General features: G+C 43.5%; 21 protein-coding genes. 15 read left to right on the top strand and 6 right to left on the bottom strand.

Annotated features, from left to right (window positions below; translation table 11 throughout):
• Positions 1-128: 128 nt before the first annotated feature.
• Positions 129-761 carry a PAQR family membrane homeostasis protein TrhA gene (trhA, locus tag FU659_RS15310; RefSeq protein ID WP_147948388.1) on the bottom strand — a complete coding sequence of 211 codons (633 nt, stop codon included), beginning with the start codon at positions 759-761 and terminating at the stop codon, positions 129-131.
• A gap of 495 nt (positions 762-1256) precedes the next feature.
• Here trhA and FU659_RS15305 point away from each other — a divergent pair, with 495 nt between their 5' ends.
• The 6 genes from FU659_RS15305 to FU659_RS15280 all read left to right on the top strand — a co-directional run bounded on the left by FU659_RS15305 (position 1257) and on the right by FU659_RS15280 (position 10967).
• Complete coding sequence (locus FU659_RS15305) at positions 1257-2522, top strand: glycoside hydrolase family 30 protein (protein WP_261807832.1); 1266 nt, start codon at positions 1257-1259, stop codon at positions 2520-2522.
• A 103-nt stretch (positions 2523-2625) separates the two neighbouring features.
• Positions 2626-4965 (top strand): AraC family transcriptional regulator, encoded by a 2340-nt coding sequence (locus tag FU659_RS15300; protein WP_187274173.1) that lies wholly within the window; start codon positions 2626-2628, stop codon positions 4963-4965.
• Between the two features lie 224 nt (positions 4966-5189).
• Positions 5190-6128, top strand: coding sequence for an ABC transporter permease (locus FU659_RS15295; RefSeq protein ID WP_147948386.1), 939 nt, complete (start codon positions 5190-5192; stop codon positions 6126-6128).
• A gap of 11 nt (positions 6129-6139) precedes the next feature.
• Complete coding sequence (locus tag FU659_RS15290; RefSeq protein ID WP_147948385.1) at positions 6140-7027, top strand: carbohydrate ABC transporter permease; 888 nt, start codon at positions 6140-6142, stop codon at positions 7025-7027.
• A gap of 89 nt (positions 7028-7116) precedes the next feature.
• A complete protein-coding gene (locus tag FU659_RS15285; RefSeq protein ID WP_147948384.1) occupies positions 7117-8658 on the top strand; it encodes an ABC transporter substrate-binding protein in 1542 nt (513 codons plus the stop codon).
• A 41-nt stretch (positions 8659-8699) separates the two neighbouring features.
• Complete coding sequence (locus FU659_RS15280; RefSeq protein ID WP_187274171.1) at positions 8700-10967, top strand: carbohydrate-binding protein; 2268 nt, start codon at positions 8700-8702, stop codon at positions 10965-10967.
• Positions 10968-11322: 355 nt separating this feature from the next.
• Here the strand turns inward: FU659_RS15280 and FU659_RS37200 are convergent, their stop codons facing one another.
• The gene (locus tag FU659_RS37200) at positions 11323-11454 is read right to left on the bottom strand and encodes a DUF6199 family natural product biosynthesis protein (RefSeq protein ID WP_261807831.1); all 132 of its coding nucleotides are present in this window, start codon (positions 11452-11454) and stop codon (positions 11323-11325) included.
• 57 nt (positions 11455-11511) lie between these two features.
• Here FU659_RS37200 and FU659_RS15275 point away from each other — a divergent pair, with 57 nt between their 5' ends.
• The 8 genes from FU659_RS15275 to FU659_RS15240 all read left to right on the top strand — a co-directional run bounded on the left by FU659_RS15275 (position 11512) and on the right by FU659_RS15240 (position 15868).
• Positions 11512-11838 (top strand): ArsR/SmtB family transcription factor, encoded by a 327-nt coding sequence (locus FU659_RS15275; RefSeq protein WP_147948382.1) that lies wholly within the window; start codon positions 11512-11514, stop codon positions 11836-11838.
• Between the two features lie 341 nt (positions 11839-12179).
• Positions 12180-13229, top strand: a complete 1050-nt coding sequence (locus FU659_RS15270) for a glycosyltransferase family 2 protein (protein ID WP_187274170.1) — start codon at positions 12180-12182, stop codon at positions 13227-13229.
• Between the two features lies 1 nt (position 13230).
• Positions 13231-13692, top strand: a complete 462-nt coding sequence (locus FU659_RS15265; RefSeq protein ID WP_147948380.1) for a GtrA family protein — start codon at positions 13231-13233, stop codon at positions 13690-13692.
• Positions 13693-13734: 42 nt separating this feature from the next.
• On the top strand, positions 13735-14028 hold the full coding sequence (locus FU659_RS15260; protein WP_147948379.1) for an alpha/beta-type small acid-soluble spore protein: 294 nt from the start codon (positions 13735-13737) through the stop codon (positions 14026-14028).
• A 359-nt stretch (positions 14029-14387) separates the two neighbouring features.
• Positions 14388-14570, top strand: a complete 183-nt coding sequence (locus tag FU659_RS15255; RefSeq protein WP_222708559.1) for an Hsp20/alpha crystallin family protein — start codon at positions 14388-14390, stop codon at positions 14568-14570.
• Positions 14571-14678: 108 nt separating this feature from the next.
• Entirely contained in the window at positions 14679-14897 is a 219-nt protein-coding gene (locus tag FU659_RS15250; protein WP_147948377.1) for a hypothetical protein, read from the top strand.
• 7 nt (positions 14898-14904) lie between these two features.
• Positions 14905-15498 carry a hypothetical protein gene (locus FU659_RS15245; protein WP_147948376.1) on the top strand — a complete coding sequence of 198 codons (594 nt, stop codon included), beginning with the start codon at positions 14905-14907 and terminating at the stop codon, positions 15496-15498.
• Between the two features lies 1 nt (position 15499).
• Positions 15500-15868 (top strand): hypothetical protein, encoded by a 369-nt coding sequence (locus tag FU659_RS15240; RefSeq protein ID WP_147948375.1) that lies wholly within the window; start codon positions 15500-15502, stop codon positions 15866-15868.
• Here the strand turns inward: FU659_RS15240 and FU659_RS15235 are convergent.
• From FU659_RS15235 to FU659_RS15220, 4 genes are all read right to left on the bottom strand, one after another.
• On the bottom strand, positions 15865-16128 hold the full coding sequence (locus FU659_RS15235; RefSeq protein WP_147948374.1) for a hypothetical protein: 264 nt from the start codon (positions 16126-16128) through the stop codon (positions 15865-15867). The genes FU659_RS15240 and FU659_RS15235 overlap by 4 nt on opposite strands.
• 9 nt (positions 16129-16137) lie before the next feature.
• Positions 16138-16380 (bottom strand): spore germination protein, encoded by a 243-nt coding sequence (locus FU659_RS15230; RefSeq protein ID WP_147948373.1) that lies wholly within the window; start codon positions 16378-16380, stop codon positions 16138-16140.
• A 135-nt stretch (positions 16381-16515) separates the two neighbouring features.
• Positions 16516-16833, bottom strand: a complete 318-nt coding sequence (locus FU659_RS15225; RefSeq protein ID WP_147948372.1) for a 50S ribosomal protein L33 — start codon at positions 16831-16833, stop codon at positions 16516-16518.
• Positions 16834-17016: 183 nt separating this feature from the next.
• The gene (locus FU659_RS15220) at positions 17017-17241 is read right to left on the bottom strand and encodes a DUF1128 domain-containing protein (protein ID WP_147948371.1); all 225 of its coding nucleotides are present in this window, start codon (positions 17239-17241) and stop codon (positions 17017-17019) included.
• Between the two features lie 412 nt (positions 17242-17653).
• On the opposite strand from FU659_RS15220, the gene FU659_RS15215 reads away from it, so the two are divergent.
• A complete protein-coding gene (locus FU659_RS15215) occupies positions 17654-17932 on the top strand; it encodes a hypothetical protein (protein ID WP_147948370.1) in 279 nt (92 codons plus the stop codon).
• The last annotated feature ends 47 nt before the right edge of the window (positions 17933-17979 follow it).

Below are 17979 nucleotides of genomic sequence, written 5' to 3'. Positions count from 1 at the left end.
TTTTGATACCTTTATTATACAAAAAAACAGGCGTCTTTCACACAAATAAATTGCGCAAAAGATACCTGTTTATTTTTTGTGGACTTTTTCAGTGGCCTCCGTCAATCTCGGCAGACTCTAAACTATTTCTAAGGTGTCACATACAGATAAATCGCAATGAAATGACAGCCACTGGCAGCGAGAACGAACAAATGCCAAATCGTATGATGATATTTTAAATTGCGCCAAAGAAAGAACACCATACCGATAATATAAAGAATGCCACCGAACAATAGCAGCATCAGACCCATAGATGGAAGTCGTACTTGAAGCGGACCAATCAAATAAAAGGTTAAACACGCCATAGATAAGTAAAATAACAGCCCCCACGGCATAAACCTTTTAATGATAAAGCGGACATAACGCACACCTACGAAAGCAAATGCCCAAATCAGCAGCAAGAGTGAGTAACCCAATGTACCTTGTAAAGTAATCAAAAGAAAGGGGGTGTAGGAACCCGCAATGGCTAGAAAAATAGCGGAATGGTCCCAAACTTCGAAACGTTCTCCCCACTTCGGAGAGCGAGAGCTATGCAACAGGGTGGATGACAGATAAAGCAAACAAAAAGACGCGCCATATATGGCATAACCGATGGTATACATGGCATGGTCATACAAAGCAGATCGCTGCAGCAAAAGAACAAGACCGACAGCACTTAGCGCAGCGCCGAATCCATGACTTATTGCGTTCCATCTTTCTTCGTTTAGAGATATACTATTCAAGGAACCGCTCACTCCTTTCGATTTACGCACCTAGTTTTCCCAATGAAGGAACGGGTATGTACGTCAACCGAGAATTGATAAGCTTAGTTACTTGAGTGTTGCGAAGATATTGCCGTCGACAAACGCATTATAACGAGAAGAATTTAGAAGCTTTGTCGAATGAACAAACAGAAAAAGGGCATCGCCTTTGATGAATGAATTTGTGCATGATAATCGCATTTATATAGGGTCATAGTTGAGAAATGTACAGATTAATCAGTAGAAAAATGTAAATTTAGTATGTCATACTAAGGAAAGCAACCCTTTCAGAGCATGGTATTCAAACTGCTGGTTATTTCGGTTACTTAACAGAGGAGAGACAACTATGACACCTATTCAAAAAAACAAGAACACAAAAAAGCTGAGGTTTGGTGGAGCTCTGAGAAAAATCCAAGAGATCGATCTTGGTTTCATCACTCATTTCCAATCAATTATACACTTGAAGCAAGGGAGAATTTGACTATCACTGCTCCTAGCCCGATTGATATCCCAACGATTACCGTATTTCCTGAGATCTCGTTTCAAGAAATTGTTGGTATGGGTACTTCGGTAGAAGAAAGCACGATCTATAATTTGTCCCAGATGTCGGAAGCAAAGCAAGATGAGATCTACACTTGGTTGCTCGATTCCAGCAACGGAGTTGGATTTAATTTTATGCGAATTACATTGGGCACATCGGATTTCACGGCGCAGACCTTTTATTCCTACAATGATCTGGACGAGGGCGAGACGGATTTTCCTCTAGAGCGCTTTTCGATACAAAAGGATATTGATTTGGGGATTGTAAAAACGCTGAATCGAATGCTAGAAATAGCACCTGATATACAGATATTTGCTTCTCCATGGTCTCCGCCTGCCTGGATGAAAACCTCTGGAAGCTTGAAGAAAGGGCAGCTGAAGGAAGGCCAGGCGTATACGGACGCTCTCGCTCAATATTATCGTAAAGCGATTCAAGCTTACCAAGAGCAGGGCATTGAACTATATGCCATTACGCTTCAAAATGAGCCTTTACTTGAAATCGATTATCCAAGTTGTTATATGAGTCCCGAGCGTCAAAGGGAATTGGCAATTGCACTCAAAAAAGAGTTGGATGCCTACCAGCTTCAAACTAAAATTTGGATCTTCGATCATAATTTCAGTGATGGTTGGATGTACGTTTGTCCCATTCTTAATGATGAAAAGGGCTATGAAGTTACGGATGGGATCGCTTTTCATGATTATGATGGAGAACCAACCCTGATGTCGGAAATTAAGGGTGCATATCCGGGTAAGACCATTCATATGACGGAACGTTCGATTTGGGGAGTCTCTGCAGCAGACCGAATTGCGCAATATTTTCGCAATTGGGCTTCTAGTTATAATGCTTGGGTGACTATGCTAGATAGCACAATCGGTAGCCATCAATGGGTTGGGATCCCCGACCCGACTTTAATTGTTCAAGATGCCAACCATCGAGATGAGTACTGGATGACTCCGGAGTTTTTCCTGACCGGGCAATTCTCTAAATTCATCCAACGGGGGGCACGAAGAGTTGAAAGCAATTATGGATCTGCAGATACTGTAACGAATGTTGCTTTTCTAAACCCTGATGATACCATAGTTGTTGTTGTCATTAACCAGACAGATGAGGATCAGCCCTTCCGAATTGTTGCTGATCGGGAACAAATTCATGCCGAGCTTCCTCCGAAAACGGTAGCAACTTTCCGCTGGCAACGTTCTTGATTCGTATCAAATCTCGATTGAATAAGGACTGTCCCATTCATGGGACAGTCCTTTGTTGTTCATGACCGAACGTAAGAATCGTTCAAAAGGAGTCAGAATGAGGATGTGGGCTAAAATTCGTTCCCGTAAATATTTGCAGCGTATTTTATTATCCTTGACCGTCTTTATCGTTGTTATTCTTTGTGTTTTTGCATCAACCTTGTATTTGAAAATGAAAAGCTCAACGCTTCACATTCAGACAGAAGCGAACCGCAAAGTGCTCGCCCAAGTCAAATATAATGTCGAGTATATGGATGAAATTTTAAAAAATTTAATGATGTCTCTTTATTTTGATAACGAAGTCATCCCTATTCTATATAGTAAAACTTTTAGCTATGAGACAATTTCGAACAAATTGGCCAAACTTGATAAGCTAGTGGACTCCTCGACCTATTTGCATTCGATTATCTTGTATAACAATTATACGCATACTTACTTATCGACAAATAGGAAATTTCAAGATAATTTGCATGGGGAGATTGGGCGGTTCGAACAGCAAATTCAGCAACTAGAGAACCAGCAGAATCTACACAAGATGCAATTAATTCCTTTTAAAATATCGAATGATTCTATGACTGCTGTTGATTTTTTCTCCTATGTGATGAACGGCGATGTGGAAAAGACGACTTTGAAACAAAGTACACTGATCCTAAATGTGAACCCCGAATGGTTATTTAATAATATTAAAGTGATCAATGATTTGGCTTATGACAAGAGTAGTTCTGTTCTGCTTATGGATGGACAGGGAAATTTGTATACAAGTGAGAATCGCTCTGCGAATTTTTTGCCGGCAGATGTTGTTGCGCGGATAAAGGCTAGTCATGCTGATTTTGAATCTTTCACTTATGGCAAAGGCAATAACAAATCAATTGTGACGGTCATGTCATTTGGTATGTATCAATGGAAGGCTGTTAGTATACAATCCTACCATTATACCTTAAGCGAACTGAAAGGTATTCGAAATATGCTGGTGATTTCGACGGTATTGTTCCTTTTATTATCCGCAGTCATTGCTTACATCATTTCTAGACAGTTATATAGACCTGTTGAAAGAATGATCATGCAGCTGAAAGGGACACTCCCAGCAGGACCTAAGCTTATGAAAGAAAAGGATGAATGGTCCTATCTCTCAGACGTCTACGCCTCTATGATCGATAAGACCAATACAGCAGAAATTCAACACGCCAGGAATCGACAAATTGTGGAAGGGTTTCATATACGCAATCTCCTCACCAAGAGTGGAAGCCTGACCAAGGATGAATTCCTTCATTTACTAACCGAACATGATCTTGCGATCGATGCGGATGGCCCCTTTATGATCGGCGTGTGCCAAATCGATGATTTTGAGACTAGAATGCTGCATGCCAGTGCGGATGACCAAAAAATATATCGTTTTGCCCTTGGAAACATTGCAGAGGAATTGCTTTCCCCTTGGTGTAAGCTCATTTGGATTGAGATGGGGGAAAATCATTTCGTCTTTCTAGCATCTCTTCTGGATAAGGATTCCTTCTCGCTCCCTGCTTTCGAAGCGTCATTGAAGGAAATTCAGCAGGTCATTCTGCGATATTACCAGCTTTCTACAACGATATCTTATGCAGCGCCCTTTGATCATTATTTGCAGATTGCCGAGGCCTATAGTGAAGCGCAAGAACTCATCAAGTACCGCATGATATTCGGTCATTCCACCCTTCTATCACCCGAACGCGTAAAGGTGAATGAGCGCCATGAGGATCTTTATCAGGCTACACTGATTGAGAAACAGATCATCGAGCATTTGCGTAGGGGAAATAGTGATGAATTAATGAAGAACTTCCATCAATTCTTTATTTATGCGATATCGCTAACCTATACTCAATTCATGCACGCCATTTTGCATATGACGGTTACGGTCACGAAAACCATCAGTGAGATGAATGAGAATCGATCAAGACCGATTGCTATCGACCTCAGGCAATTTTATAAAAAAGTGCTGGGACAAGAAACGGTAGGGGAGATTGAGGGGTTGTTCCATGCCCTGACGGCACAGCTAACCCGTGAGACCAATCCAGGCGAGAACGATAAGACAGAAATTCTGTGCCATACTATGAAAGAGATTATCGCTGAGAATTGTAATGATCCTGATTTCAGCTTGCAAACCATTGCGCAATTATTGAAAATGTCCTCCGCCTATATTGGTCGCGTATTTAAACAAGGAACAGGAACAGCGGTAACGGAGTATATCAATCAAATACGACTGAATAATGCCTTAGTGTTACTAGAAGCTAAAGATATCAGCATTACGGAAGTCATGGAGCGTGTGGGTTACCGTTCTCAGAGCTATTTCTTCAAGCTTTTTAAGGCGGAATATGGCACTACACCGAAAGATTACAGATTAAGAAAAGTCATGGGAACAGACAAAATTTGAAATAAAAAGGTCCTGGATACCCAACAGAAGTTGAGATTCAGGGCCTTTTTCGAAATATAAGTCGTTTATTTGGGTAACCGCCTTGGGATGAAGAGGAATGTACGCGAATTTGACTACACAATGGAGTAAAGTGCAATTTGTTGAGTAGATAAACCCCGTCATTTCTGACAAGATGAGCTTATGAAATCGCAAGCAATCAAGTCAACCAGAGGGGGTGAATGCAAATGAAAGATCAGGCCATACGGAAGGGATCAACAGGGAGATGGAAGCGCTTCAAGCAAAATAAAGAGTTGTTTATTCTTAGCTTACCAGCTCTCATTTTCAAACTTATCTTTAATTACTTGCCTCTAATCGGATTAATCGTCGCATTTAAGAAGTTTCGCTTTGACGGCGGGATATTCGGAAGTCCGTGGAATGGATTCGATAATTTTCGCTTCTTCTTCGTATCGGATAATGCTTGGCGAATTACACGCAACACCGTGCTCTACAATCTTGGTTTTATCGCGATTACAATGGTATGTGCGTTAATTTTGGCCGTACTGTTAAATGAATTGTCCAGTAGAGCTGTTAAAATTTATCAAACTGCACTATTCCTTCCCTACTTCCTTTCATGGGTCGTTGTTGGGTATATCGCACTTGCCTTTTTGGAGCAAGACCGAGGGTTACTCCATCAAGTCTGGACGTTTTTCGGTGTGGAGCCGGTGAATTGGTACCAGGCAGCCAGTCGTTGGCCTTACATTCTGAACGCCGTTAATTTATGGAAAACAGTCGGCTTCTCGACGCTTGTCTATTTTGCAGGCATCATTGGTATCAGCCCTACGTATTATGAAGCGGCTAAGATCGATGGAGCCAACAAGTTTCAGATGATTCGTACCATTACGCTGCCATTACTGACACCTTTGATCATTGTTTTGTTCATTGTGGCTATTGGTGGTATATTCCGTGCAGACTTCGGCTTGTTCTATTTTATACCGAATAACGCCAGCTTCTTATATTCGACAACGGATGTTATCGATACGTATGTATTTCGGGCTTTGCGTACGATCGGGGATGTAGGGATGTCTGCCGCAGTTGGGCTGTATCAATCGGTAGTCGGCTTCATACTTGTCGTTCTGTCTAACTGGATTATCAAGAAAATCAATTCGGACAATGCATTATGGTAAGGAGCGTTACTATGAATTTAAAGAAGAAGGAGTCCATTGCTCACAGCGCCGTGCACGTATTATTTGGACTTGTGTCTCTTGCTATGCTGCTCCCGTTATTGTTAGTGATAGCCGTTTCCTTGTCAGATGAAAATGGTGTAGTGAAATACGGCTATCGATTTATCCCGGATCACTTTAGTCTAAAAGGGTATCAAGTTGTTTTTCAACATCCTGGTGTTCTCCTTAACGCGTATATGATCACGATTGTGGTTACGATCGGCGGTACATTAGTTAGCTTGCTCTTCACCGCCATGGTTGCGTATACCATGTCTCGTAAAGATTATCCGTATCGCAATGCAACGACGTTTCTCGTGGTGTTCACGATGCTGTTTAATGGCGGTTTAGTTCCTTTCTACATTATGATCGTGAAATATCTACATATGAAGGATACCATCTGGGTATTGATTCTTCCCTATCTCATCAATCCCTTTTATGTCATGATCATGAAGGGCTTCCTGGATAGACTGCCGACAGAAATTATTGAATCGGCCAAAATGGATGGAGCAAGTGAGTATCGAACCTTCTTTACGATCGTGCTGCCGCTTTCCACACCAGCCTTGGCTACCGTTGGCTTATTTATTTCTTTTGTCTACTGGAACGATTGGTGGTTGGGGCTCTTGTTTATCGATAAAGAGAAGCTTGTGCCTTTACAGCTATTGTTGTACCGAACCATGAATACTATTGAGTTCTACGCAGCTAATTCGCAATATTTAAGTGGAAATGTAAATATATCACAATTTCCGAGCTTGACCACCAGGATGGCTTTGGCTGTTCTAGGGGCGGGTCCCATGCTGTTTATATTTCCGTTCTTTCAACGCTACTTTGTGAAAGGTCTTACCGTTGGTTCATTAAAGGAGTAAGCGAATAAACAACAGGAGCAAACGGTTATTGCCGCATGATCACGCTCTCAATAATCGCTTTCCATACAATTCATTAGGAGGTCTGTTCAATGTTTAAGAAAAAAAAGGGAATTCAACTCGGGGCAACCGTGTTGATGGGTACGTCATTGATCTTGTCTGCATGCGGAGGAGACAATGGAAAGTCGGGTAACCCAGGTCATACAGCCACACCAGCAGCTGATAGCAAGGCAACCAGCAGCGCCCTTAAACCGGTCAAGCTTACGTGGTATTACCCGCAATGGAGTGTGCAACCGGATACCAAAGCTGTCGAGGATGCGATTAATAAGATCACTACGGCCAAGATAAATGCAGAAATTAAACTAATGCCGACAGACGGCGGCAGCTATGAGCAGAAGCTCAATACTATGGTCGCTGCGAATGAAAATTTTGATATTGCTTGGACGTCATTTTGGATGTTTAACTATGCTCAAAACGCTCGTCGTGGAGCCTTCGCTCAAATTGATGATCTGTTGCCGAAAGTGGCTCCTGAATTGAAAAAGAGTATGCCCGATCTCGTTTGGGAAGCTTTAAAGGTAGATGGTAAGACTTATAGTATTCTTAACTATCAAACGATTACGAACAAAGAAGGCTTCCTCATTCAGAAGCGGTTTGCTGATAAGTATGGGCTTGATGCAAGTAAAATCAAGAAAATCAAAGATATTGAACCCTTCTTAGAGAAAATTAAGGCAAATGAACCTGATATTATCCCATTTGCGATGACGCGCCTTGGCAACTTTCAAAATATGGAAACGACCTATAACAATTTAGAATACATCTCGAATGAAGCGATTGTCGGTATTTATCGCGATGATGCGAAGACCAAAGTCATCGATATCATTCAATCACCGGAATACAAGGAATACTTGGATCTCATGAACAGCTGGTACAAAAAAGGATTAATCAATAAAGATGCGCCTACGGTCAAAGCGCTTGATGATCGCAAGAAAGCAGGACAGCTTGCCGTTACTTTCCATAACGTATTGAAACCAGGAAGAGAAATAGAAGAGAAAAATGCCTCAGGCGGCCAAGATATCGTCATTATACCTACGTCCGATCCATTCGTGGGTACAAATACAATCATTCAGTCCATGCAGGCGATAAGCAAGACTTCAGCGAACCCTGAGCGTGCACTTATGTTCCTCAACCTGCTGAATACAAACAAAGAGCTGTTAAATTTAGTTTCTTACGGCATTGAAGGCAAGCATTATACACGTCTATCCGCAAATACCATTAAGTTAACAGATAACAGCGGATATAATCCAAACCAAACCTGGGTATTTGGCAATGGGTTTCTCGCTGATATGCAACAAGGTCAAAATCAAGAAGTCCGTGATCTGACGCTAAAGGAAAATAGTGAAGCGAAATCTTCACCAATCCTTGGGTTTACCTTTGATCCAGGGCCTGTTCAAAGTGAAATTGCGAATATTCAAGCTGTGAATGATGAGTATGGTCCAGCTCTTAATACAGGCGCCATAAGCTCAGATCAGAAACTAGCGCAATACATTGAACAACGCAAAAAAGCCGGAATTGACAAAGTGGTTGCGGAAGTTCAGAAGCAGTTGGATGCATGGAAGCAAAAAACAAACAAATAACAAGTCCTTATTTTACCACTTATGCTAGGGAGGGACGATCAGTGAAAAAAAACTTAGTAAACCAGATTGTATCACTCACCCTAACTACTGGCGTGCTCGCTTCTTCATTCTTATTCATCCAGCCTAATCAGGTATCGGCTGCCGGAGAAACCGTTAATGTATGGCGTACGAATGAAACGCTTACCGAAAAATTAACGGCACAGAGTAACATCACTTTTTCACCCTACCGAAGTACGGATGAAAACACCATTTACGTGGATGAGAATGTTGCCTTTCAAACTGTGGATGGATTCGGAGCGTCCATCACGGATTCCTCCGCCTACTTAATGAACCAAAAACTGAGCTCAACTGCTCGAAATACATTAATGACGAATTTGTTTAGCCCGACGAGCGGTATCGGTATTAGCTGGCTGCGGCAACCGATAGGTGCATCCGATTTTTCCGCAAGTGGCAATTACAATTTAAAAGACACGGCGACATCCACATTTTCGATTGCACATGATGAAACGAATATCATTCCTCTTTTGCAGCAAGCCGTTAGCTTGAATACCAATCTGAAAATTATGGCTACCCCTTGGAGCCCTCCAGGTTGGATGAAAGCAAACAATTCTATGCTTGGTGGTACAACGGCGACGCTCAACACGGCTAATTATGGTGATTTAGCTACGTATTTCGTCAATTTTGTTGATGCGTACAAAGCGAAAGGCGTGCCGATCTATGCGGTTTCTCCACAAAACGAACCACGCTGGGCATCGGATACGTATCCGGGGATGTATTTGACGGCGCAGGAAGAGGCTAATTTTGTTAAAAACAATCTAGGCCCTGCATTGAGCGGTAAAAATGTTAAAATTTTTGGATTTGATCATAACTGGGATGTTGACTTTGTACCTGCTTATTACAGTGATACTGCCGCAGCGAGCTATACACCGGCTACAGCATGGCACTGTTACGGCGGCGAAGCAACCATCATGTCAACGACGCATTATCTTTATCCAACCAAAGATATTTATGAAACAGAATGTACAGGCGGGATATGGACAGACACAACGACGGGTCAGTTCGATGTGGATATGAAAAACTTAACCAAATCCCTTCGCCACTGGTCTAAAAACTTCATTGCTTGGAATATTGCTCTTGATACGAACTACGGGCCAACCAATGGTGGCTGTACCACATGTACGGGACTTGTCGCGATTGATCAAAGCAGTGGTGCTGTAACGTATGGACCGTCCTATTATTCCATGGGGCATTTAAGCAAATTCGTGGTCCCTGGCGCTGCTCGAATTGCTTCGACCGGTTATGCCTCAGGCATTCACAATGTTGCTTTGAAGAATCCGGATGGCAGTAAAGTGTTAGTCGCTTATAACGAAACGAGTGCGAATAATACGTTTAAAGTAAAATGGGGTGAACAAGCTTTTACGTATACCCTTCCAGCCAAATCAGCGGTTACCTTTAAGTGGTTGGGTACACAATCTACCACGAATACGATTATTGAGAATGACAAATCGTTGAAAGCTTCTGCCTACAATGAGGCTTACTCCATTAAACCGGAAACATCCTCGGATACAGGTGGTGGTTTGGATATTGGCAACGCGACCAATGGAAGCTGGATTATGTACAAAAATGTCGATCTTAGCGGATTGAGCGGGATTACAGCTCGTGTAGCGAATGGAGGAACAACAAGCACTTCGATCGAGGTTAGGACTGGCAGCGCAACGGGTACATTGCTGGGTACCATTTCCGTCGGAGCAACGGGCGGATGGCAGACCTGGGTTACAAATAGTGCAACGCTGAGCGGGGCATCCGGTGTTAAAGATGTATACCTTGTTTATAAGGGCAGTGTTAATTTGAACGGGATTCAATTCACATCTACGAATCTTTTATTGAATCCGGGATTAGAGACTGGAAGTTTGACGAATTGGAGTGATTGGCACCCTACAGGTCAAGCAATCGCCCAAAGCGTGGATACGAGTACGCCTAGGACTGGAAATTATAAACTAACTCATTATGCTTCCACGGCTTATCAACAAACAGCGTATCAAGCTGTTTCCGTGCCAAATGGTACCTATCGCGCAACCGTATGGGTACGTTCAGGCGGTGGTCAAAGTGCAGTGCGATTAGAAGTAAGCAATTATGGGGGAACGCCCCTCTATAGTGACATCGGAGCAGCCTCTATTCCTAATACTTGGACGCAGCTTGTCATTGATAATATTACGGTGACAACGGGGACCGTCACAGTCGGTGCTTTCTCCAACGCTCTTGCAGGAAATTGGGCAGCATTTGATGATTTCAATTTAGTGAAAAAGTGATTCCAGCCGAACTTATCATGGTTCCATTGGTAAAAAGCAGAAGGTACTATGGTTTGAAACCATAGCACCTTTTGCTTTTCCTCGTATAAGCTCTATTGGGGGAACACATGGAGAGGTAAAGGCGACATTTTTAAGCCTAGATGATTTGAATAATTTTCTTTCAATGTTTTTTCCATCATCCCTCACGGCTCTTCCTGTTCAGTTCTCCCAGGCATAGCCTGGGGCTTAATATTTGAGTTAGCATCGCTAATTCCCTTGTATATCGCTACGGGTCTGCCTATTTGTGCCATTTCAAGTGAATTTCGAATGACTCAAGTTAGTTAGAGATCTGGTCCGCGGGTAAAATGGGTCTGCTCTATTCTGCTAGAAGCAAAGAGGAGGCAACGATGCATCCAATCGCTGCAAGCATACACATCACACCGCCAAGACGAGTAGACATCAGATACAAATCCGAGGGCTCCGTGGCATCATTTGATCCTAAATCCAAATATGATATACTATTGTAAGAGTTTACATCCTTTTAACGGGCAGGTGAATGTCTACAATGAGACCTCTCTTCCATCCTGCTAGGGACGATCTTGAATTGTCGGCCATCTTACATGCATTAAGCGACGAGATTCGACTTCGTGTGATCAAGAGACTACACGAACAAGGCGAGTTGTACTGCGGAGCTATCGAAATTGATATTCCGAAATCTACGCTCTCCCATCACTTGAAGGTACTTCGTGAATCGGGATTGGTTCACACACGTATGGAGGGCACCATGCGCTACACAACCCTTCGCAAGGATGATTTGCAAGCCAGATTCCCTGGACTGCTTGATACGATTCTGCCACTCGTTCATATAGAAGCTTCCCATCCCCATTGTTAAATGGATCGGTGGGAAGTTTTTTCATGCTGGACAGGGAACTACAAGTCATTAGACCAAAAATTTTTCATAGAACAGGGCATTCATCTATACGCCCGCTTGTTCAGCTACATATAGTAATCCTGTGAAGGGAGGGATTAGCATGAGTTGTGGTTGCGGAACTGCTGTACCTTATACTGGCACATCTATAATCCTCGTTTTATACATCCTCTTGGTTATTGTTATTAGTACCTTCGGATTTGGTTGGTAATTAGCCAAAGCGGCTGGAACGTGAATCTCCGTTTCAGCCGTTTACTTTTTCCACCCTTTTTGCGTTATAATGGAGGCTTAAAGCATAATATCCGATGACTAATTTAGGATGGAGACGAGGAATTGTGGCTAATCCCGTGTTGACCATAGTGGTCCCTTGTTATAACGAAGAAGAAGTATTGCCAGAAACGGTGTTTCAATTAAGCGCTATTCTGGATTCCTTGATCGAAGATCGACGAATTGCCGACTCCAGCACCATGCTGCTTGTCGATGATGGCAGCAAGGACGCGACCTGGTCGCTAATTGAACGTTTTCATGCATCCAATACCTTTGTCACCGGTCTTAAGTTAGCCAAAAATGCCGGTCACCAAAGCGCCTTGCTTGCAGGGCTAATGAGAGCAAAAGACTACTCCGATTGTGTCATCTCCATTGATGCTGATTTGCAAGATGATACGAATGTCATCCGTGAATTTGTGAATAAATTCCAAGAAGGCTATGATATCGTCTACGGTGTGAGACAAGACCGTACAGCGGATACATTCTTTAAACGAGCAACAGCCCAAGGCTTTTATAAACTCATGACTTCACTAGGCGTAAAAATCCACTATAACCATGCAGACTTCCGGTTAATGAGTCGACGAACTTTAGAAAACTTGGAAAAGTTTAAAGAAGTTAATTTATTCCTCCGGGGCATGGTACCGCTTCTCGGCTTTCCCTCAACCAAGGTTTACTATGACCGTAAGGAACGCTTTGCGGGTGAATCTAAATATCCGCTGCGTAAAATGCTGGCTTTTGCTTTCGACGGCATTACTTCATTCAGTGTAACACCCATCCGTTTCGTGACACTGATGGGATTTCTCTTGTTTGCGATGAGTGTTGTTGCTGCCTTATACGCGATTATAGGAAAAATCTGGGGTGCCAATGTCACAGGGTGGACCTCGCTCATTTTATCTGTCTGGTTTATCGGCGGGGTTCAGCTTCTCGCTTTGGGCTTAATTGGCGAATACATAGGCAAAATTTATAAAGAGGTGAAGCAACGTCCTCTCTTTGTAATTGAGAAAGATTTAACCTTGCATACTGAGGATCGGAAAAAGGAAGCAGCGGTGGCTCACGTCAGTCAAGCATCCACCGTTGGGCGATCTTAAGATGAGTCAGTTAAAAAAATGGCTTCATAGCAGCTTCGCCCGCTTCTTATTAGTCGGTCTGTTCAATACATTAGTCGGACTCACTGCCAGCTTCGTTTTTTTTAATCTGTTGCATCTCAATTATTGGATATCGACATTTGCCGGCAATACGATCGGAGCTATCGTCAGCTATACGTTGAACCGTACATTTACATTTCGTTCCAAAGCGAGTGTTGGCAGCAGTTGGTGGAAATTTGGCATTGTTATCCTGAGCTGTTACGGCATCTCGTATGGTCTTAGTTACTTGCTTGCTGAAGCCGCGGCTTCACTATGGCCTAACGTGAGCGCAGGATGGCTGCATAATGCCGCAATCCTTATCGGAAATGGCTTATATATGATCGGAAATTATGCAGGACATAAGTATTTCACGTTTCGACCCCCTCATGATTCAACCGAGCATTTGCAAAAAAAAAGAGAGTATTAGGAATCTTCTAGGGGTATCTTAACTCTAAAGAGGTGATTCCTAATGGCACGAAGAAGAAGCAACCGAGCAATCGTACCAGGAGCAGAACATGGACTAGGACTGCTTAAAGCACAAGTAATGAAAAATCAAGGTTATCAAGTAAACATGGAACGTCCCGATCTGGTCAAATATGAGGTGGCCCGAACCCTCGGCGTCCCCCTCCAACAAGGCTACAACGGACAGCTTAGCTCTGAGGATGCCGGAAGAATCGGCGGGCCGATTGGCGGGGCCATGGTCCGCGAATTGGTGCGCATGGCGCAACAGCAGCTTGCACAGCAGCGGCCTCCACAGCGATAGCTCGTCACTAGGAGTGCCATAATTCACCGCTTACTCACATAAGCTAGTAGCAAAGCTGTTTACCAGCGCTACTTTTCATGTAGAAGTCAGGTGATGCTAGATGCAAGCCCCAGATAACCGTCCGCCTAAGCCTGATTGGAAAGGCATCTCGGCACAAGCCGGGGATGTTCTGGCCCCGAATTTTGGCAGGACATTGCCAGTATCATTCCACTCACGGGGCCAAGAATAGATATGTATGAAACACCGAAGGAACTCGTTGTAGTAGCTGAAGTGCCCGGCTTATCGTCACCTGAACAAATTCAGCTTTCTTTTCGTGATCAATCGTTGCTGATGCGCGGGATCTCGTTCGCCCTTATCAAGTGTTGGATAGTCAGATGCTCCTCGCTGAGCGATTCTTTGGAGCTTTCGAAAGAGTTATCCGCTTGCCTGGCAGGGCAATAACGGAACAGATGAAGGCACAATATCATAATGGGCTGCTCATTATTCGGATTCCACTTGCCCCTCCGGACGGAGAAAAAGTGATACCTATTCAATTCACCTAACGTTCGACCCAGCGGTCGGACGTTATTTGTTTATAAAAACAGAAATGAATCTGCATTTGTCCCCATATACATAAGTAGAGCGAAGACAAGGATATGGAGGGGATTACGATGGTGAAAATTCAATTTCAATCTATTCATATCGATGAAATCACGCAAACATCCAGTGTGAACAACGGTACGAATCGGATCATTGGCAGACGTCACTCTGAGAAGGTTAATCAAGGCCTTGGCGAAGTGAAGGGGGAACAGAATGTTATCCTAGGGGGCAAACATCTTGTCCAAGATGGAGACACTTTTGATGTGAAACCATCATTACGAAAGAGCTGAAATCCTTATGTGGTTTCAGAAAAAATCGCCCCCCCCGTCGCCGCCCATCGCCAAACAACAGCCGGCTCCTTCTTTACCAAAAGACCCATCCGTTCGTCAACTAGAGCTTCGTTTATTAAAGCTGGAGGAACATCTGGCCGACCTAGTTGCCAAGCGTCCAGACATTTACATAGATTCCCTGCACATTCATCAACCTGTCCTCGAAAATTTAACCTTTCGACTCGACCAGCTTGATATTAAAGAGCTAAGTGGCTCCTTAAATCTGGGCAACAATTTTGGAGCCAAACAAGAAGGCAAGCACGATGAAGTTAACGAGGCTTTCATAAAGGCCGATATTTCCAAACCAGCTCCGCCAAGCGGCGAAACAACAACGACAGGAAAAGCAGGCAGTCATGGCACAAGTACCCTCAAAACTGATAGCCAAGATAATACGCCTAAGCATGCTCATACATTCAGCAAGAGCGACGCCACGAGTAGCCGCGCACAACCAGCAAGACCACAATGGGATGCCGCGGAGTCCAAGCCGTCCATCCCGCATACAGAACGGACAGCGACCGGCTATAGGTACATACCACACCCCAAATCAACAGGAGGTACTTAACATGTCATCCTTCATGTCGCCATCCTTCATTATTGGCTCTATCCGTATAGGTTCCGTAGAAAGCGCGTCTTGCATAAACATGGGCAATAACTGGCCTACTGATTTCCAAAGCAATCAGAAAACCGTCCAAGGCTTTGGCGCTGTGGAAGGTGATAACAACCAATTGGTCGGCACCCGCTCTGTGCTCAATGATTCTGACTTCATCGATATGCTTAATGTTGGTGATAACGAAACACCTGAGTGGCTTCAGACCATGATTACGACGCAAGCACAGGCTGGTTATACATCAGCTGTGAATAACTCTTCTTCCGAACCAACAAAACCTCCCCAGTCATCGCAGGCCGAAGTCTCTGCCGAGGCAACCCTTTAGACGCGGCCAATAATCAAATCGCCTTTGGTATATGGGGCATCGATAATGTCGTTATCATAAACGGTGTTGATATTGTTAAGCACATAATTGTTGGCACCCGATACGGAGCCTAGCCCGCTGTTTTGTTTTCCGCTGGTTGACCAATAAATTTGCGTATTCGTGCCAATAAAGATACCCGAAGCATCGGAGATCGCAGTAACATGAATCGAATCAAATTGAATGAGTGGCGGATCTGAAGGAACTGGTAAATACCTAAGCATGGCATTCACCTACACTTGATTAGTAACAGCTGGCTTGAAGTCCTGATCATTAATCGGAGCATCAATAAAATCATTATCAAAAATGAAATTTATTATATTCGTGGATACCGAATTCCCGATATACTCTCCGGCTCCATAGTTGTTCTTACTGTGAGAATCCCAGCTGGATTGCGCATTCTCCCCGATCCCGATGGTCGCATTCGTATTTAAGCTATTAATATTGATCATGTTAAAAACAATCGAACTCGGCATAAGGCTCACTCCATTCTGCGGTCAAGTTCCAGTCCATTCCGCTTAAACTTGTAAGTTAGCCTATTCGGTTCTCATTGGTTTGGTGCAAAAAAAAACGGACTCTTCCCCAAAGGAAAGAGCCCTTTTCTTGAAGCCTTAGAACCAGAATCCTGGTCCTGGACCGAAACCTCCGAAGCCTCCGCCGTAACCACCGAAACCTCCACCAAAACCTCCACCGTAACCACCATAGCCACCGAATGCAAACGGTGAAGTACCGATTGCCAGCAAATCAAACAAAACCAACGGAACAATTGCTTTCGTATGCACTTTTTTGCCTGTTCGAGGAGCGACAATCAACGTGTTACCGCTGATACGTAATAATTTGCCTGTTACGCTTGTTCCATCTTTACGAATAGCGATAATAGATTTACCGACCAATTTACGAACGTCTTCTTTGCGAATTGGGGTTGCCACGAACGTCCACCTCCTTTAGTAACCAGAGATACATTACTCTACAGTGTACGGCTTAGGGAGTGATATCGCTTGTATAGCTGTCCATCTTCCTGCAAAAATACGCGCATGTACGTACAGAGCAAAAAAATGCTGCTTTCCCGGCTAAGAAAGCTGGAAAAGCAGCATTTTATTCGAAATACCCAGTTATGCTTTACGAATGTTGCCCAGTTCAGAAGTAATCGCATCAATTTCACTGATGCTGAATCTGTCTTTACTGATGACCATATCATATAGGTCCTTCAAATCCTCATATACTTCTTGCTTAACATTCGAGGCTTTGATAGATCCTCCCGTTGCCATGCGCAGTTTCTTCTTAATTTCTTCAAACATATATTCTACATTTTCTTCCGACCATACGGATAAATCCATCGCTCTAAGTTCACCCTTCCTTGCTTCTCTGTTCATTATTCTAAAGCACAATCTGGATATTGTAAAATATAGATCTCTGGCAACCAAGGATAACCCTAGCCTGAAGCCTGAAGCTAGGTTCTCTACCATTTTGTGCTTGCTTCCACAACAGGAGCCATTCGAACAATGAAGCAACTCCTTAGTTGTGTTGTCTACGCTAACGAATCGTATGGTTGTTAGCGGCGAAAAATAAGCCTGTCCATTTATCTAACGAACTGAAGCGACGTTATAGAGTCGATTTTTATTGAAGTGATGAGCTTTTACTTGCAATAACGCGTCTGGAGTTCGTTAAAACGATAACTCTTTGTCATTTGATCCAATAAGGCTTGCTGAGTTCGTTAGGCGCCCCCGTCAAAGAAAGGAAGGTCTCAGCATGTTAAAGCCGACCCCGACGCCAAAAGCACTTTTGGAGTTGGATAAAACGCAAGAAGTACAGATGTCCTCAATGGGATACCATGTGCAAATCCTCAATGCCTACACCACCTTCGAAGAACGTGCAAGTGCCTTAAGTTGGTGTAAGACAGACGACTTGGATGCGGTTGCCATTGCTCATGCCCTCAAGAACAAAAAAAGCGACGAAATCCCGCTTAACCGAAGGACTTCAGCGCCATCTTCGTGTATTGACCTGAGCACGTCGCTCGGAGATCCGTAATCGTTCTACACTGCGGATCGAAATACGTACGCTTATCTACAAAAAAA

The sequence above is a fragment of the Paenibacillus sp. N3.4 genome (assembly GCF_008017805.1).
GTDB lineage: Bacteria > Bacillota > Bacilli > Paenibacillales > NBRC-103111 > Paenibacillus_E.
The sequence above is the reverse complement of the archived record's forward strand: the minus strand, read 5'-3'. Positions and strand labels throughout refer to the sequence as shown.

Bases quoted from the DNA above. Each gene is read 5' to 3' on its own strand.
- FU659_RS15300 (WP_187274173.1), top strand. From the start codon at position 2,626: ATGTGGGCTAAAATTCGTTCCCGTAAATATTTGCAGCGTATTTTATTA.
- FU659_RS15295 (WP_147948386.1), top strand. From the start codon at position 5,190: ATGAAAGATCAGGCCATACGGAAGGGATCAACAGGGAGATGGAAGCGC.
- FU659_RS15290 (WP_147948385.1), top strand. From the start codon at position 6,140: ATGAATTTAAAGAAGAAGGAGTCCATTGCTCACAGCGCCGTGCACGTA.
- FU659_RS15285 (WP_147948384.1), top strand. From the start codon at position 7,117: ATGTTTAAGAAAAAAAAGGGAATTCAACTCGGGGCAACCGTGTTGATG.
- FU659_RS15275 (WP_147948382.1), top strand. From the start codon at position 11,512: ATGAGACCTCTCTTCCATCCTGCTAGGGACGATCTTGAATTGTCGGCC.
- FU659_RS15270 (WP_187274170.1), top strand. From the start codon at position 12,180: ATGACTAATTTAGGATGGAGACGAGGAATTGTGGCTAATCCCGTGTTG.
- FU659_RS15265 (WP_147948380.1), top strand. From the start codon at position 13,231: ATGAGTCAGTTAAAAAAATGGCTTCATAGCAGCTTCGCCCGCTTCTTA.
- FU659_RS15260 (WP_147948379.1), top strand. From the start codon at position 13,735: ATGGCACGAAGAAGAAGCAACCGAGCAATCGTACCAGGAGCAGAACAT.
- FU659_RS15250 (WP_147948377.1), top strand. From the start codon at position 14,679: ATGGTGAAAATTCAATTTCAATCTATTCATATCGATGAAATCACGCAA.
- FU659_RS15245 (WP_147948376.1), top strand. From the start codon at position 14,905: ATGTGGTTTCAGAAAAAATCGCCCCCCCCGTCGCCGCCCATCGCCAAA.
- FU659_RS15240 (WP_147948375.1), top strand. From the start codon at position 15,500: ATGTCATCCTTCATGTCGCCATCCTTCATTATTGGCTCTATCCGTATA.
- FU659_RS15235 (WP_147948374.1), bottom strand. From the start codon at position 16,128: ATGCTTAGGTATTTACCAGTTCCTTCAGATCCGCCACTCATTCAATTT.
- FU659_RS15230 (WP_147948373.1), bottom strand. From the start codon at position 16,380: ATGCCGAGTTCGATTGTTTTTAACATGATCAATATTAATAGCTTAAAT.
- FU659_RS15220 (WP_147948371.1), bottom strand. From the start codon at position 17,241: ATGGATTTATCCGTATGGTCGGAAGAAAATGTAGAATATATGTTTGAA.
- FU659_RS15215 (WP_147948370.1), top strand. From the start codon at position 17,654: ATGTTAAAGCCGACCCCGACGCCAAAAGCACTTTTGGAGTTGGATAAA.